At 67.8% G+C, this 14273-nt stretch carries 12 protein-coding genes; 4 read left to right on the top strand and 8 right to left on the bottom strand.

Annotated features, from left to right (window positions below):
* Both ACLN58_RS09770 and ACLN58_RS09765 read right to left on the bottom strand, forming a co-directional pair.
* The coding region (locus ACLN58_RS09770; protein ID WP_415855068.1) for a cation:proton antiporter at positions 1 to 909 on the bottom strand (909 nt) is incomplete at its 3' end.
* Positions 910 to 915: 6 nt separating this feature from the next.
* Complete coding sequence (locus ACLN58_RS09765) at positions 916 to 1302, bottom strand: hypothetical protein (protein ID WP_415855067.1); 387 nt, start codon at positions 1300 to 1302, stop codon at positions 916 to 918.
* 155 nt (positions 1303 to 1457) lie between these two features.
* On the opposite strand from ACLN58_RS09765, the gene ACLN58_RS09760 reads away from it, so the two are divergent.
* Together ACLN58_RS09760 and ACLN58_RS09755 are read left to right on the top strand one after the other, a co-directional pair.
* Positions 1458 to 2570, top strand: a complete 1113-nt coding sequence (locus tag ACLN58_RS09760) for a zinc-binding dehydrogenase (RefSeq protein ID WP_415855066.1) — start codon at positions 1458 to 1460, stop codon at positions 2568 to 2570.
* 124 nt (positions 2571 to 2694) lie between these two features.
* Complete coding sequence (locus ACLN58_RS09755) at positions 2695 to 3942, top strand: amidohydrolase family protein (protein WP_415855065.1); 1248 nt, start codon at positions 2695 to 2697, stop codon at positions 3940 to 3942.
* Here the strand turns inward: ACLN58_RS09755 and ACLN58_RS09750 are convergent.
* The 3 genes from ACLN58_RS09750 to ACLN58_RS09740 all read right to left on the bottom strand — a co-directional run bounded on the left by ACLN58_RS09750 (position 3926) and on the right by ACLN58_RS09740 (position 7643).
* Positions 3926 to 4765 (bottom strand): MurR/RpiR family transcriptional regulator, encoded by an 840-nt coding sequence (locus ACLN58_RS09750; RefSeq protein WP_415855064.1) that lies wholly within the window; start codon positions 4763 to 4765, stop codon positions 3926 to 3928. The genes ACLN58_RS09755 and ACLN58_RS09750 overlap by 17 nt on opposite strands.
* Positions 4766 to 4882: 117 nt before the next feature.
* Positions 4883 to 6148, bottom strand: coding sequence for a pyridoxal phosphate-dependent aminotransferase (locus ACLN58_RS09745; protein ID WP_415855063.1), 1266 nt, complete (start codon positions 6146 to 6148; stop codon positions 4883 to 4885).
* A gap of 67 nt (positions 6149 to 6215) precedes the next feature.
* Positions 6216 to 7643 (bottom strand): amino acid permease, encoded by a 1428-nt coding sequence (locus tag ACLN58_RS09740; RefSeq protein WP_415855062.1) that lies wholly within the window; start codon positions 7641 to 7643, stop codon positions 6216 to 6218.
* 154 nt (positions 7644 to 7797) lie between these two features.
* Between ACLN58_RS09740 and ACLN58_RS09735 the strand changes: the two genes are divergently transcribed.
* Positions 7798 to 8907, top strand: coding sequence for a C45 family autoproteolytic acyltransferase/hydolase (locus ACLN58_RS09735; RefSeq protein WP_415855061.1), 1110 nt, complete (start codon positions 7798 to 7800; stop codon positions 8905 to 8907).
* A gap of 199 nt (positions 8908 to 9106) precedes the next feature.
* On the opposite strand, the gene ACLN58_RS09730 is transcribed toward ACLN58_RS09735, so the two are convergent.
* On the bottom strand, positions 9107 to 10513 hold the full coding sequence (locus tag ACLN58_RS09730; RefSeq protein WP_415855060.1) for a DUF3100 domain-containing protein: 1407 nt from the start codon (positions 10511 to 10513) through the stop codon (positions 9107 to 9109).
* Between the two features lie 280 nt (positions 10514 to 10793).
* Here ACLN58_RS09730 and ACLN58_RS09725 point away from each other — a divergent pair, with 280 nt between their 5' ends.
* Entirely contained in the window at positions 10794 to 12278 is a 1485-nt protein-coding gene (locus ACLN58_RS09725; protein WP_415855059.1) for a chlorohydrolase family protein, read from the top strand.
* 58 nt (positions 12279 to 12336) lie between these two features.
* Here the strand turns inward: ACLN58_RS09725 and ACLN58_RS09720 are convergent, their stop codons facing one another.
* Positions 12337 to 13911, bottom strand: coding sequence for a hypothetical protein (locus tag ACLN58_RS09720; RefSeq protein ID WP_415855058.1), 1575 nt, complete (start codon positions 13909 to 13911; stop codon positions 12337 to 12339).
* Between the two features lie 49 nt (positions 13912 to 13960).
* A partial coding sequence (locus ACLN58_RS09715) for a peptidoglycan-binding LysM (protein ID WP_415855057.1) occupies positions 13961 to 14273 on the bottom strand: 313 nt, incomplete at its 5' end.

Genomic DNA, 14273 nt, shown 5'->3' with positions numbered 1-14273 from the left:
GCCCGCGCCGAGCAGGACGCCGAGGAGGATCATCTGGGGGTGGCCGCCGAGCTGGCGCAGATCGATCGACGAGCCGAGCCACACGAAGAATACGGGCCCCAGGAAGCCGTCGTTGAGCGCGAACAGCTGCCGCGCCAGGCGCCGCGGCTCGCCGACCGCGGAGACCGCGAGGCCGAACGCGAAGCCCGCGAGCATGATCGAGACGTTGAACGCGAGCGCGAGCCCGGCGAGGGCGAACAGGACCGTGAGCTGGATCCGGAGCTCGAGCGCGAACTTGCGGTTCTCCGAGAAGGTGTGGAGGCGGTGCCGCGCGCCGCTGGCCTCGACGCTCCGCAGGAGCCACCAGACGACGACGGCGCCCACCGCCACGGTGAACGCGCCGATGGCCTTGGGGCCGGCGTGGGCGGGGTCGATCGCGAGGGGCAGCGCGACGATCGCCGCGACGTCCGCGAGCGCCACCTGGGCGGTGAGCTCGAGGACGGACGTGCCCTTGAACTTGAGCGATTCGATGATGGGCAGCACGAGAGCGGCCGACGACGACGCCATGAGCACCGCGTAGAGCGGCGCGTTCGCGGACGCGAACAGCAGTGCGACGGCCACGCCGAGGGCGATCGCGACGATGGCCGTGACGACCACCCGCAGGGCGCCCTTGCCGATCGCGGCGCGGATGGTCTTGTCGCGCACCGGAACATGGGTGCCCGAGACGAACATCATGAGCGCGAAGCCCATGTCCGCAAGGAACTTGAGGGTCTCGTTGTCCGCGTTGACCCAGCCCAGGAGCGAGCGGCCCACGATGACGCCAGCCAGGAGCTCGCCGAGGACGAGCGGCAGGTGCCAGTTCCGCCTCGCCGCGAGCAGCGGCCCCGCGAGGGCGACGAGGCAGATGAGGGACAGCTCGACGAAGCTCACGCGCGGTTACTCGCCCTTCGGCGGGAAGTCGGCGAGCTTGACGGGGATGTCCGTGTTCTCATCCGTGTAGTAGCTCGCGCAGACGCGGTGGTAGCCGTCGGCGATCTGGAGGGCGTCGCCGTTCGTGAGGTTCCCGCGGACCAGGAGGATCGGGGAGAGCCTCTCGCCTTTATGGACCTTGACGAGGTCTGAGCGCACATGGGCGTTGGTCTCCTCGAGCAGGTCCAGGCGGGACGCGCGGAGGATGTCCTTGGCCTTCTGCACGGTCACGGGCGCCTTCTTGAGGGCCTTGACGATGGCCTTGACCTCGTCCGGAGTGGCGAGGAGGGCTAGGTAGGAGGCGGCGGCCGGGTAGTCGTGCTCTTCCGGTTCGTCGAGCCATTTCACGGGCATGATGGGCCCCTTTCGTCCCGAGGATCGGCATTACGTTGCGGATCATACGCCGCGGGCCGGACGAAATTAACAAAGGAATCTGCTGAGCTCAGGTGCTGTTGGTGCACGTCGAGCGCCTTTATGGTTGTGGGAAAGCCCTATCCCGAGGAGACCCGATGACGAGCCCTGCCGGAGAAATCATGACCGAAGTCGCCCTGCCCACCGCCATGCGCGCCGTCGTCTGCAATGGGCCCAGCGACTACCGGCTCGAGGAGCGCCCAGTCCCCACGCCCGGCCCGGACGAGCTGCTGATGAAGGTCGAGGCCGTGGGCGTCTGCGCGAGCGACGTCAAGTGCTATCACGGCGCCGCCAAGTTCTGGGGCGACGAGCATCGGCCGGCGTACACGCAGAAGGGGATCACGCCGGGGCACGAGTTCGTCGGGATTGTCGTGGCTGGGGGCGACGCCGCCCTCGAGCGCCGCGGGGTCTCGATCGGCACGCGGATCGTGTGCGAACAGATTGTGCCGTGTGGGGAATGCCGGTTCTGCCAGCGTGGGCAGTACTGGATGTGCGCGCCCCACGAGATGTTCGGCTTCCGCGGGTTCGACGGCGCGATGGCCGACTACGTTCTGGTGCCCGCGAGGGCGCGCACCCACGTGGCCCCGGCCGACCTCCCGGCCCACCACGCGGCGTTCGCCGAGCCCCTCTCGTGCGCCCTGCACGCCGTGGAGCGGGCTGGCATCCAGTTCGAGGACGTCGCGGTGGTGGCCGGCTGCGGCCCGATCGGCCTGGGAATGATCGCCGGAGCCCGCGCGAAGAACCCGATGACGGTCGTCGCGCTCGACATGTCGGATGAGAAGCTCGCGCTCGCGCGAAAGTGCGGCGCGGACGTGACCATCAACATCGCGTCCGAGGACGCGATCCAGCGAGTCAGGGACCTGACTGACGGGTACGGCGCAGACGTCTACCTCGAGGCCACGGGCCACCCCTCGGCGGTGTCGCAGGGCCTGAACATCCTGCGCAAGCTCGGGACGTACGTCGAGTATTCGGTGTTCCGGTCCGAGGCGACTGTCGACTGGTCGATCATCGGCGACGACAAGGAGCTCAACGTCCTCGGCGCCCACCTCGGGCCACACTGCTGGCCAGCCGCGCTCAAGCTGCTCCAGGACGGAAAGCTGCCCATGGAGGAAATCTGCAGCCACCAGTTCCCGCTCGAGCAGTTCCTGGACGCGATCAGCCTCGTGGGCAATCCTGTGGGCGGCTCTGTGAAGGTGTCCATCCTGCTCTGAGCCGCTCGGTGACAGATGGCATGCCAAATGGGTGATTTACAGGGCCCGGAGAAGGAGTTAGTCTCTCGATGGTATACAAAATCTCCTTGGGGGATCCCGCCGTCGACGCCAGGAGCGCGCTTCCATGACCACGACCATCATCAAGAACGCCCGGCCATGGGGTGGCCCCGCAAGCGACGTCGTGATCGGCGACTCCGGTGCGCCCTCCGCGAGGATCACGGAAGTGCGTCCGCACGGTGCGGGTGCCGCGGATCCGGAGGGCGCCGTCGTCGTCGACGGGCGGGGACGGCTCCTGCTGCCGGCGTTCTCGGATGTCCATGTGCACCTGGACTCGACGCGCCTGGGCCTGCCCTTCCGGCCGCACACGGCTTCCCCCGGGATCTGGCCCATGGTGATGAACGACCGGAAGAACTGGCGCAATGCCGAGGCTCCCATCGGCGAGCGGGTGCGGACCACGCTCGAAATGATGATCGCCCGGGGTACTACCCGCGTGCGGTCCTATGCCCAGATCGACGTGGACTGCAAGCTCGAGCGCTTCGAGGCCGTGCTCGCCGCCAAGGAGCAGTACGCCCATGCAGCCGACGTGCAGATCATCGCCTTCCCGCAGGCAGGGCTGTTGCGCGAGGCCGGGACGCCCGAGCTCATCGAGGAATCGCTCAAGCTCGGGGCCGGCGTGGTGGGCGGGATCGATCCGTGCACGCTCGACCGCGACCCGGTGAGGCACCTCGACATCGTCTTCGGCCTCGCCGAGAAGTACCAGCTGCCCGTCGACATCCACCTGCACGAACCCGGTCACCTCGGCGTGTACAGCACGGACCTGATCCTCGAGCGGACCCGCGCTCTGGGAATGCAGGGCAAGGTGACCATGAGCCACGCCTACGATCTGGGCAGTGTGGACGAGGCGACCACGCGGCGGCTCATCGACGAGTTCGCCGAACTCGACGTCTCGATGGCCACGGTGGCGCCAGCCTTGCAGGGCCAGCTCCCGCTCGTCGACCTGGCTGAAGCGGGCGTCCGGATGGGCCTCGGCGAAGACGGGCAGCGCGACTACTGGAGCCCGTACGGCAACGCCGACATGCTCGACCGCACGTGGCAGCTGGCCTTCACCAACCGATTCCGCCGCGACGAGCTCATCGAGCACTGCCTCGCGGTCGCGAGCGTCGGCGGAGCGAGCGTCATCGACCCGACTGCGCGGCGGCTCAAGGGCACGGCCGACCGTCCGGGGCTTGCGGCCGGCGACCCGGCCGAGCTGCTCCTCGTCGACGGCGAAACTCCGGCCGCCGCCGTCATGGACCGCGGCAAGGACCGGACGGTCCTCCACCGGGGCCGGGTTGTGGCCAGCGGGCTCGAGCTCGTCAGCGCAGGTCGGTAGAGCCGGGTTCGTCCGTGTAGACGTGAAGGTCCGCGAGCATTTCCTCGTCGGTGATGAGTTCCGAGCGGCTTTGGGTCCCCAGGCGCAGCGCGACGGCGGTCGAAAGGGCCTGGACCAGCGAGACGAAGGCCGTGAGGGATCGCAGGATTGTCACACCCTCACAGTCGACGAACAACGTGTGCTGGGCTTGGTTGGACAGCGGCGAGGCGGCATTGTCGGTGAGCGCGATTGTCGTCAGGCCACGTCGCCGGGCCGCCTCCAAGGCGTTCACGGTGTCGGCGGTGTAGCGGCGGATCGATATCGCGATGAAGACCTCGCCGGCCTCCAGCTCGTGGATCTCGTCGGCCAGCTGCCCCGTCACCGGCGCCAGCTGATGCACGCCGGGACGTACGAGCCGGAGCAGGTAGGCAAGGAGCTGGGCCACCGAGAGGCATTTGCGGAGCCCGATCACGTGCACCCGCGGTGCGGTCGCAACGAGCTCGACGATTTCCGCCCACTGGAGGGGATCGATGCGGGCGAAGGTGCGTGCGAGATTCTGCTGGTCGTGGTCGACCACCCTGGCGAGCAGGTTCTCCGGCTTGGAGTCCCGTTGCGCCTGGTCGAAGCGCCGGACCATGTGCGCCTGATCGCTCAGGTGTTCACGGCATAGGCGGACCAGCGCGGGGTAGCCGTCCAGGCCCAGGCTCTTGGCGAATCGCACCACCGAGGACTGGTGGACCCCGGCCAGCTCTGCGGTCTGCGCGATGGTGCGGAAGGCGGTGCCCTCTGGATCGGTCAGCAGGAGCTCAGCCATCCTGTGCTGCCCTTTGGCCAGATCGGGCATGCGCTCGTGCAGGAGGTCCCGCAGCTCCGCGTAAGACTGCGGAGCTGCGGGGCCTGCCTGGTCCACTCGACACCTCCGAAAGATCCGGCGCGACTGGGCTGAGTTTGGGTACTGGCCTCAGTCGATCGCCGCAGCCACCCTACCAGTGAGCTGCGTCAGTGCACCGCGCAAGTGCGTGAGCGAGCCGGCGATCCATGGCAGGGAGGTTGGGTCTTCGCTGTTGAGTGCAGCCCATCGCTCCTCGTCGCTGACGCCGTAGAGCAGGCTCGTGGCGACCCGGGCGCGCAGGCCCTTGTCGTCGTCGCCGAAGGCGACGCCGGGCAGCACGCCGACGCCGAACCGCTCCAGCAGCGCTGTGCTCAGCTGCGATCCGGTTCCGATGCCCTGGCGTTCCAGGACATCGGCCACGGGTTCGAAGTCCGGGTAGAGGTAGAACCCGGCCTTCGGCGGACGGCAGGCCGCCCCGGCGGAACGGAACTCGCTGTAGACCGCCCGGGCAACGCGCGCATGGAGCAGGCGCGACTTCTCGATGTGTGCGAGGACCTCCGGCTCATCTCCGAGGACGTAGGCGGCGGCGGCCTGCATGGGAGCGGCCAGGCCCGACCAGACCTCGCTGCCTATGCCGACCAGGGCTGCCATGAGTTGCTCGCCCCAGGCATTGTCCGGAGTCCTGGCAAAGCCAATCCGCCAGCCGCCCAGTGCCATCGACTTGCTCAGGCCCGTGGTGATGACCGTGCGCTCCGGAAGACAGCTGATCGGACTCGGGGCCGAGCCGTCGTGAACCATCGCGGCATAGATCTCATCCGAGATGATCGCCAGTCCGTGGCTCTCGGCGATCGCGCAGACCCTTTTGATGTCCTCGGCCTCGGCGACGGTTCCGGTGGGGTTGTCCGGGACCGTCATCACCAGCGAGGTCGGATTCTTGCCCTCGGCCCTAGCGGCGCGCAGCGCCTCCTCGAGCAGATCCGGGTCGGGTATGCCGCCAGATCGCTCCGGGATCGGCACCCACACCACGTCCTTGCCGAGCAGTGCAGCCTGGGCCGCGTAGCTGACCCACGAGGGGCGGGGAAGCACCACGTCCCCGGGGATCGCGGCCAGGAGCGCGAACAGAAGGGCTTTGCTCCCGGGGGCGAGGATGGTCTGGGTCCAGTCGGTCTCGAGCCCCCGGCGGGTGAACCACCCGGCCACAGCCTCCCGAGCCTGCTGAGACCCTGCGACGGGCCCATACGAGTTCATGGCGGCTGAGGAGGCCAGCGCCTGGACCACGTTAGGCGGGACGGGAAGCCCGGCTTCGCCGAATCCGAGGTGCAGGACCCTCTCTCCGGCTGCTTTCTTGGCCTGCAGCCTCTCATTGATCGCCAGTGTGGCGGAATGCATCGTCATCGGTAGCGAGTCCCCTTCTTGCGCACTTCTTCTTGCTTGCAGAGTCTTTCTTGCAATTATGTTTGCATCATATGGCTCGGCCATCCAGCTGCTCTATTGGTTCCTCCCTGGCCGGAGCGGCGCGGCGCCGCGCCCATTGCGTGAGGAAGCCGGCCGCCACGGCAATACCAGTCACCAGCAGAGTGAGGGCAAGGGAGAGCTGGGTGTCGGCGGAGACCAGCATTCCGGCGGTGACCACCAGCAGTGCGACCAGCACCAGGATGCTGAGGTACGGGTGGCCCCACATCTTCACCCGGAGGCTGCCGGGGGCGCTTCGGTCCACTCGGGCGCGGAAGCGCAGCTGAGTGACGGTGATGCCGAAGTAGACGACGACGGCCACGGAGCCAGAGGAGTTGAGCAGGAACTGGTACACGGAGTCGGTCGGCACAAAGTAGTTGGCGACGATAGTGGCCAGGCCGCCAGCGGAGCCGAGGATCACGGCTGCGGTGGGCACGCCGTGGCGGTTGACCCGGGTGAAGGCCTTCGGCGTCTCGCCGCGCAGCGCCATGGCATGGATCATGCGCGAGGACGAGTAGATCCCTGAGTTCAGGCATGAGAGGACGGCGGTGAGCACCACCAGATTCATGAACACGGCGGCGCCGGGGATGTGGAGCTCGTTCAGGACCGCGACATATGGGCTCGTGGCGACCTCCGTGGAGCTCCACGGCAGGAGCATCACGATGACGAAGATCGAGCCGATGTAGAACAGCAGGATGCGCCAGACCACGCTGTTGATCCCTCGGCGGACGGCGTTGGCGGGATCCTTGGCCTCACCGGCTGCGATCGTGACTACCTCGGTGCCGAAGTAGGAGAAGAAGACGGCGAGCGACGCCATGGCTACCGGTCCCCATCCCTCCGGGGCGAAGCCGCCCTGGCCGGTGAGGTTCGAGAGACCCGGGGCGGCGAATCCGGGCAAGAGGCCGAGAATGGCCGCCAGGCCCACGAGCAGGAACGCGACGATGGCGGCGACCTTGATCATGGCGAACCAGAACTCGAAGGTTCCAAACGACTCGACCCTGGTGAAGTTGACGGCGATCAGCGAGGCCAGCATGACGAGCGCGGCCAGCCAGGTCGGAATGGGCGGCAGGAGACGGTGGACGATCGCCGCCCCGGCGATGGCCTCGAAACCGATCGTCACCATCCACTGGTAGGCGTACAGCCAGCCGATCGAGAGGCCTGCCCAGGGGCCAAACTCGCGGGTGGCGTACGTGGCAAACGAGCCGCTGCCGGGAGCGGCCACGGCCATCTCGGCCAGCATCCGCATCACCAGGACTACAAGCAGGCCGATCGCGGCATAGGCGACGAGCACCGCCGGTCCGGCCATGCCGATCGCGCTGCCGCTGCCCATGAAGAGCCCCGCGCCGATCACGCCCCCGATCGCGATCATTGACATCTGACGATTGCCGAGGGCGTGGCGGAGGGCTCCGGCTTGTGAGGTGGAACTCTGGGTGTTCATCTGATCCTCGCTCTATTGCGGGTCATGTCAGGTGCGATGTGATCCACCTGACAATCTTCAAGATGGCAACTAGAGTTGCACATACACGGCTGAATGCCAAGATCAGTTGCGTTTGGTTCCCGCGGGGATCCGACACGGTTCAGAGGAGTTGACCATGGCGGCACTGGTAGTAGAGCAAGAGATCGCCGGGTTGCGCTGGCTCGTGCTGCGCGGCGAACGCCTCGACGTCTTCGCCGCCCTCGGCAGGGCCGCCAAGGCGAACATCCACGCCGTCCAGGAGGGGATGCCGGAGCGCGAGGGGCTGCGCCGCTGGGTATCCGCGGGCACCGGCGCCCGCAACTATGCCCGAGTGGTCGCTGCGACCCGGCGGCACCATCCGACCGCCCTCGCCGAGCTCGCGGCCATGGCGCACGGCGCCGAGATCGATGCCGACGCGCTGCTGCTGGCCAACCTGCGCGGCGACCTGGGCAGCAGTGACGGAACGGGGTGCTCGGACCTGGGGTGGTGTGGCCGGAATACTGTCCTCGCGCACAACGAAGATGCCGCGCCGGCGCTAGAGGGGCAGCTCATGTTCGTCACCCTCGCGGTCGAGGGGGAGCCGACCGTCACGGCCCAGTGTTACCCCGGCTTCCTGCCCTCGAACGCTTTCACCGCAACCTCGAACGGCCTGGTGTGGGGCATCAACCACATCCAGGTCGCCCGCCCGAGCGCGAGCCCCGGGCGCCACTTCGTGATGCGGTCGCTGCAGTCTGCGCCCGATCTGACGACGGCGCTCGAGTACCTGGGCTCACACCCGATGGCCGGCGGATTCGCGGTGACTATCGGGTCCTCCGGGGACGGGCGGGCGGCCGGGGTCGAGACCGCTGCCGGCCTCGTGGACATCGCCGAGATCTCCGAGGAGCAGCCGCTGCACTGGCACGCCAACCACCTGCGCCGCCTTCCCTCCAGCCTGGACGAGCCCGCCGCCCGGGCTCCAGGGGACCCGACCCAGAAGCTCGGCGGCTTCGCCGAAAGCGTCGCGCGCGGGGAACTGCTCGATCGACTTGGAGTGCCCGACGCCGAAACTGGCGACGGCTGGTTCCTCGACGGGCTCTCCGGACCGGGGGTGTTCCGCACGGCTGCTGGCACCGACCCGCTCATGACTCTGTGCACCACCGTGGCCAACCTCGGCGAAGACCGCATCACCGTGCGTGGCGCAGGCGGCCAGACGTCAATGCTCCCCTTGTCCGACTTCGTCCGCGGGCGCCAGCCACTGCACGCCTGACGCCTCGTTGCCGCCCGTCCGCGAAGGGGATTCGCCCTAGTGCAGGTCCGCGGCGGCCGCGCCAGAGCGCGCGTCCGGGGCGAGGACGGTGCGGACGTCGAAGATTCCCCAGCGTCGCGGGGCGTCAGCTGCAGACGAAGGGGGACGGTGCGCCCAAGGCGCACCGTCCCCCTTCGTTTTCAGCAGCCGTTCTCAGCAGCTAGTGCAGCGCGATCTGGCCGAGGACTGTGGCCGCGAGGAAGGATGCGGTGTAGGTGATGAGCGCCACGACCACGATCTTCCAGCTCAAGGACTTGAGCGCCTTGATGTCGCGGCCCACGGTCAGGCCGATCAGGGCCAGCGTGGGCACGCCGAGGGTGAGGACGTCCAGATTCCCCGTGATGCCGACGACAAACCCGCTCGTGGGCATGAAGGGAGCGGTGAGGATCGTCGCGATCGCCAGAACCCAGATGCTCGATGGCACCATGGGCAGCACCTTGGAGAGGGCGAAGGAGATCGCTGTGAGCGCGAGCAGGATCACGATTCCCAGCGCGTCCTCGGGGTGGAAGGACTTCGTGCCCACGGCGTTCACGAGCAGGCCGCAGACTCCGACTACCGCATACGCCACAAGCAGGACCCGCGGGCTGGTCTTGACCGTCGGGTCTGATTCAACGGCCACCGGCGCCCCGCCCGGCGAGCTCGCGGCCTCGTTCCGAGTAGAGGCCTTCTTGAGGGACTTGCCCTCGTCGTCACGCCCGAACACGCGGCTCCAGAAGCGGTACAGGCCGCGAGCCAGCGGGAGTGAGAGGAAGACCCCGGCGTAGAACCCCACGATGTTGGTGATGAGGTTTGAGAGGGCAGCCAGGGCCGCGATCTCGGGGGCCTGCCCCGGGAAGAGGATCGAGAGTGCCCCCACGCCGCCCAGCATCATCGACGATGAACCGAGCCCGAGTCCGAGGGCCAGAGCGCGCGGGTCGAGGATCCCCAGATTGCCGACCGTTCCGGCCAGAAGCGAGATGAACACGGCGCCGAACAGGCTTCCGAGCAGCCAGACGGAGAACACGCCGCGGTATTCACCCGAGCGGATGCCGAACCGCTGCAGGGCGTACGCCAGGAACGATTCGCGGTCGATCGACCACGCTGCGCCGATCGCCACACGCCCCAGGCCCATGGCGACGGCGAAGGGCAGGGCGAGGATCACCGTTCCGAAGATGTGCCCGACTTCCTGGAGCAGGAGGGCGGGGCCGAGTTGCGTGAACTTGGCGAGCGACGGACCGATTCCCGTTCCGAGTTTCGCGAGGAACAGGACGATGCCGATTTCGAGGAGGAGGGTTGCTACGGCGCGGCTCGAACCGGACACGCGCCGCAGGCGCTGCGTTCCGACGATCCCGCCGAAGATCACCGCCCAGATGATCGGGAGCAGGACGAGGGCGGCCGGCCCCATCTGGAACTTCAACGTTCCGATGAGGACCGCGACGAGAGAGATGGCCGTGGAAACGCTGACAACCGTCACCCAATGCCCCCGGGTGATGGTGCGCGGTTCGTGGAGATCCTTGTCTCCGCTCGTCTGCAAGAGGACCTGCTGGGCGTCCGCCTCTTGGCTGGATTCCTGGGGTCGTGGAGCCATCTGAAACTCACTGTTCTTGTGCGTGGGGGTGGGGGATAGGGGGCACGCCAACCGGCGACGGGTTGCACCTGGCTCGGTAGCGTGCGCCAGATCACAATAGCAAACGGTATACCATCGACGCTAGAGGGAGATGATGGCTTGGCATCTGCACGTCGATTCTTCCCCTAGTTTTCAGGAGTTTCGATTCCAAACTCGATGATCGCCCATCGCCGCCGGTAGTCAGTTGGCATACCAAGGGTCTAATCTGGCGGTGGTTGGCGGCCGATGAAGGCAGCTCGCGATGGACTATTCGGAGGTTGGTTTGCGCACACGGTTCAGCGCCGAATTCGTGCTGGGTCACCGGGACGGCCGGCACATCCTCTTTCGTGACGGGGACGTGGTCTACGAAGGCGACCGCATCGTGTACGTCGGGCAGGGCTACAGCGGGCCCGTGGACGAGTGGTTCCGGCTCGGCCGCTCCCTCATCACGCCCGGACTCATCGATCTCGATGCGCTCGCAGACATCGACCACCTGCTGATCGACTCGTGGTCATCGCCGGAAAGGTCCGCGGGACTGCAGTGGTCCGAGGACTACTTCGACACAAGGCGCGCAGACGTGTTCTCGCCCGAGCAACGGCAGCTCGTCAGAAAGTACGCCCTGGTCCAGCTCGCCCTGCACGGCATCACGACGTACATGCCCATCGCGGCCGAGACCCATTCCGCGTGGGCCGAATCCTTCGACGAGCTGGTCGGTATGAGCGAATCGTCCGCGAGCATCGGCCTTCGAAGCTACCTAGGCCCGTCGTACCGAGCCGGCGTCCACGTGGTGCGGCGCGACGGCCGGCGGGATGTCGCCTTCGACGAGGAGCTTGGCCGGGTAGGTCTGGCTGACGCCGTCCGCTTCCTGGACTACGCGGACGAGCTGGCGGATCCGCTCGTCACGGGGGTCCTCCTGCCGTGCCGCATCGAGACCATGACCGAGGAGCTGCTGCGCGAGACCGCCCAGACAGCGCATTCGCGCGGCGCGATCGTGAGGCTCCACTGCCTCCAGCAGCTGCAGGAACGCGAGCTCATCGAGGAGCGGTACGGGATGACGCCGCTCGAGCTGCTCGAGAAGACCGGTCTCCTGAGGGAACGCCTCCTGATCCCCCACGGCATCTTCGTCGACCGCAATCCCGAGGTCTTCGGCGAGGACCGCGGCGACCTGAGAACCCTTGCCGAGGCAGGCGTCTCGATCATCCACTGCCCCCTCACTTCGTTCCGCTACGGAAAGGCCCTGAATTCGTTCGCGGCCTTCCGCGACGCCGGGATCAACCTGTCGCTGGGCACCGATTCCTTCCCTCCCGATCTGATCCGCGGCATGGACGCCGGAGTCCACCTCGCCAAGATCGTGGACGGACGGTTTGATGCGGCGCCGGCCGAGCATTATTTCGAGGCGGCGACGTTGGGCGGAGCCAGAGCCCTGGGCCGGAGCGACCTCGGACGTCTCGAAGTCGGCGCGCAGGCGGACCTCGTCGCGTTCTCCCTGGACGACATCCGCGACGGCGTCCTCGACGACCCGATCCGCACGCTCCTGCTCAACGGCAGCGCGAGGCAAGCCACCCATTCGGTCGTCGCGGGGCGCGTCGTCATGCGGGACGGCGAAATCCCCGGCGTCGACCTCCGCGAGCTCAAGGACCAGGCGCAGCGCCTCTTCGGCCAGATGCGCAGCGCGTACTCGGAACGGGACGTCGAGCGCCGTCCCGCGGACGAGCTGTTTCCGCCCGCCTTCTCCGCGGGGGAATGAGGCGCGCCTCCCGATGCGGGTACCTGGCTCCCCAGCGGGCCGGATCTCCCCGAAGAGGCTACGGCGAACCGGTGTAGACGTCCGTTGGGTTGCTCTTGCCGACGCACGAGGAGTCGGAGCAAGTGGTGGCCACGAACAGGGATGTCAGGCTTGAGGAGAGGCCCTGGTAGTCCCCGAGGAAGTACCCTCCGGCCACCACCGGGGCGGCCATGAGGTTGAAGGGCTGGCCGGCAGGCCAGAGGGGCACGTCGGGCCCGAAGCCAGCCGCTCCTGGGCGGAGCTCCTTGAGCCAGTACCCGGTGGGGAGGGTGGTGGTGTTGGTCGGGGAGAGGGCGCGGAGATCGTAGTAGGAGACTCCGACGGTCCCGTCGGCGCGGACCGCGATCGCCGGGTTGAAGGCGGGCCGTCCGGTGTCGGTGCTGAGTCGGGCGGCCGCCGACCAGGTCTTGCCGAGGTCGGCTGAGCTCGAGACGGCAATCTCGTCGTACCGGCCGCCGCTGAACCGGCCGTCCTGCCAGACTGCGTACAGCTCGCCGGTCACCGGGTCGAACGCCGGGGCCAGGGATGTGATGCCTCCGGTGGTCACCGCTGCTCCCGTATTGGGATCGCTCACCCCGACGGTGTCCAGGCCGGCGACGATCGTGGGTGCGGACCAGGTCTGGCCGCCGTCGGCAGACGTGATGAATGCTACGTGCCCTACGGGGGTGGTGCCTCCTCCTGGGGCCGTGTTGCCGGTGGCTGAGAGGAGGTCGAAGAAGTCGTACAGGACCCCGTGGACCACCACCACCTGGTTGTCGATGGTCTGGTTCTGTTCACCCGGGTCGTAGATCGCCGCCGGCGTGCTCCAGGTCCGTCCGCCGTCCGTGGTCCGCGAGAAGAGGGCGGGCCCGCGGGAGTTGCTCGTGTAGATCGGGAAGATCCGCGAGGCGGACAGCTGGTCCCACACCGCATAGGCGGCTCCGGCCCGGGCGGGATCGGCGGTGACCGAGGGCTTGTCGTTGAAGAACTTGTGCTGGCCGGACGGGTCCTGGACACTGTCGACGATGGTGGTGGCATCAGACCAGGTCTTGCCGCCGTCGGTGGAGGCGGCCGCCACGATGCCGTTGCTGGAGGTGGTGGAATTGCCCGCCGCGGCGGTGGTGTAGGCGGTGCCGTCGGGTCCCACCGACACCCAGTTGTCGTAGACCGCGTCATAGGGCTTGCCGGTGCTCGGTTCCAAGAGCGGTGACGGAGCGCACCCGGTGAACGGCAGCGGGGTGGTCCCCCAGGTCTTGCCCCCGTTGGTGGAATAGGCGGCGACGGCTCCCCGCGCGGAGCGGGTGGAGTAGACGTCCTGCTGCCACACCCCGATCAAGTTGTCCGAGTTGGCTGGGTTCGAAGCCACAAACGGCTCCACCTCGGTGTTCGGGTAGAGGGTCGCCGTCCCCGGGGGCGAGGCCACAGGGGGTGGGGTCACGGAGGTGCAGCCGGCGAACGGGCTCGGCCCGGAAACCGGGGAGGGACCGGCGGCTGCGAAGGCTGGCAGGCCGCTCAGCGCCACCGCCGCGAGGACCGGCAGCACCGCCTGTCCCACCCGCCTCGCCGATCGGAGGGGGCGGGAAGCCCCCGCCCCCTTCTTCCGCAGAAGGCTCATTCTTGGCATCCTCTCAGTGCAGTCCGATGAGTTGGTGCAGTCCGATGAGTCAGTGCAGCCCGATGAGCAGCATCTGGTCGGTGCCCGGAATGCACGTCTGGAGGAAGATCGGCGGGTAGCCGCCCGCGAAACCAGCCACTACGTATTCCGAGGCGCCCTTCGAGACGACCATGCGCTGGAACGCCGTATACGTTCCGTAGCCCTGAACCGTCACGACTGTGCCTGGCTGAATCCAGCTCATGCGATTCCACCCGCCGCAGAGATCGTGCTCGGCGATGCTGACCGAGACCGTGACGGGCGTGAAGCGCACTGGGCCCTGGCACGCGTCCACGGCGGCTTGCCCGCCCGCGCCAACCACAGGG

Source organism: Sinomonas sp. G460-2, assembly GCF_047759905.1.
GTDB lineage: Bacteria > Actinomycetota > Actinomycetes > Actinomycetales > Micrococcaceae > Sinomonas.
Note: the sequence above shows the minus strand (reverse complement) of the source record. Positions and strands in the feature narration are given on the sequence as shown.

Excerpts from the sequence above, each read along its gene's own strand:
- ACLN58_RS09765 (WP_415855067.1), bottom strand. The coding sequence starts at position 1,302 with ATGCCCGTGAAATGGCTCGACGAACCGGAAGAGCACGACTACCCGGCC.
- ACLN58_RS09760 (WP_415855066.1), top strand. The coding sequence starts at position 1,458 with ATGACGAGCCCTGCCGGAGAAATCATGACCGAAGTCGCCCTGCCCACC.
- ACLN58_RS09755 (WP_415855065.1), top strand. The coding sequence starts at position 2,695 with ATGACCACGACCATCATCAAGAACGCCCGGCCATGGGGTGGCCCCGCA.
- ACLN58_RS09750 (WP_415855064.1), bottom strand. The coding sequence starts at position 4,765 with ATGCCCGATCTGGCCAAAGGGCAGCACAGGATGGCTGAGCTCCTGCTG.
- ACLN58_RS09745 (WP_415855063.1), bottom strand. The coding sequence starts at position 6,148 with ATGACGATGCATTCCGCCACACTGGCGATCAATGAGAGGCTGCAGGCC.
- ACLN58_RS09740 (WP_415855062.1), bottom strand. The coding sequence starts at position 7,643 with ATGAACACCCAGAGTTCCACCTCACAAGCCGGAGCCCTCCGCCACGCC.
- ACLN58_RS09735 (WP_415855061.1), top strand. The coding sequence starts at position 7,798 with ATGGCGGCACTGGTAGTAGAGCAAGAGATCGCCGGGTTGCGCTGGCTC.
- ACLN58_RS09730 (WP_415855060.1), bottom strand. The coding sequence starts at position 10,513 with ATGGCTCCACGACCCCAGGAATCCAGCCAAGAGGCGGACGCCCAGCAG.
- ACLN58_RS09725 (WP_415855059.1), top strand. The coding sequence starts at position 10,794 with ATGGACTATTCGGAGGTTGGTTTGCGCACACGGTTCAGCGCCGAATTC.
- ACLN58_RS09720 (WP_415855058.1), bottom strand. The coding sequence starts at position 13,911 with ATGAGCCTTCTGCGGAAGAAGGGGGCGGGGGCTTCCCGCCCCCTCCGA.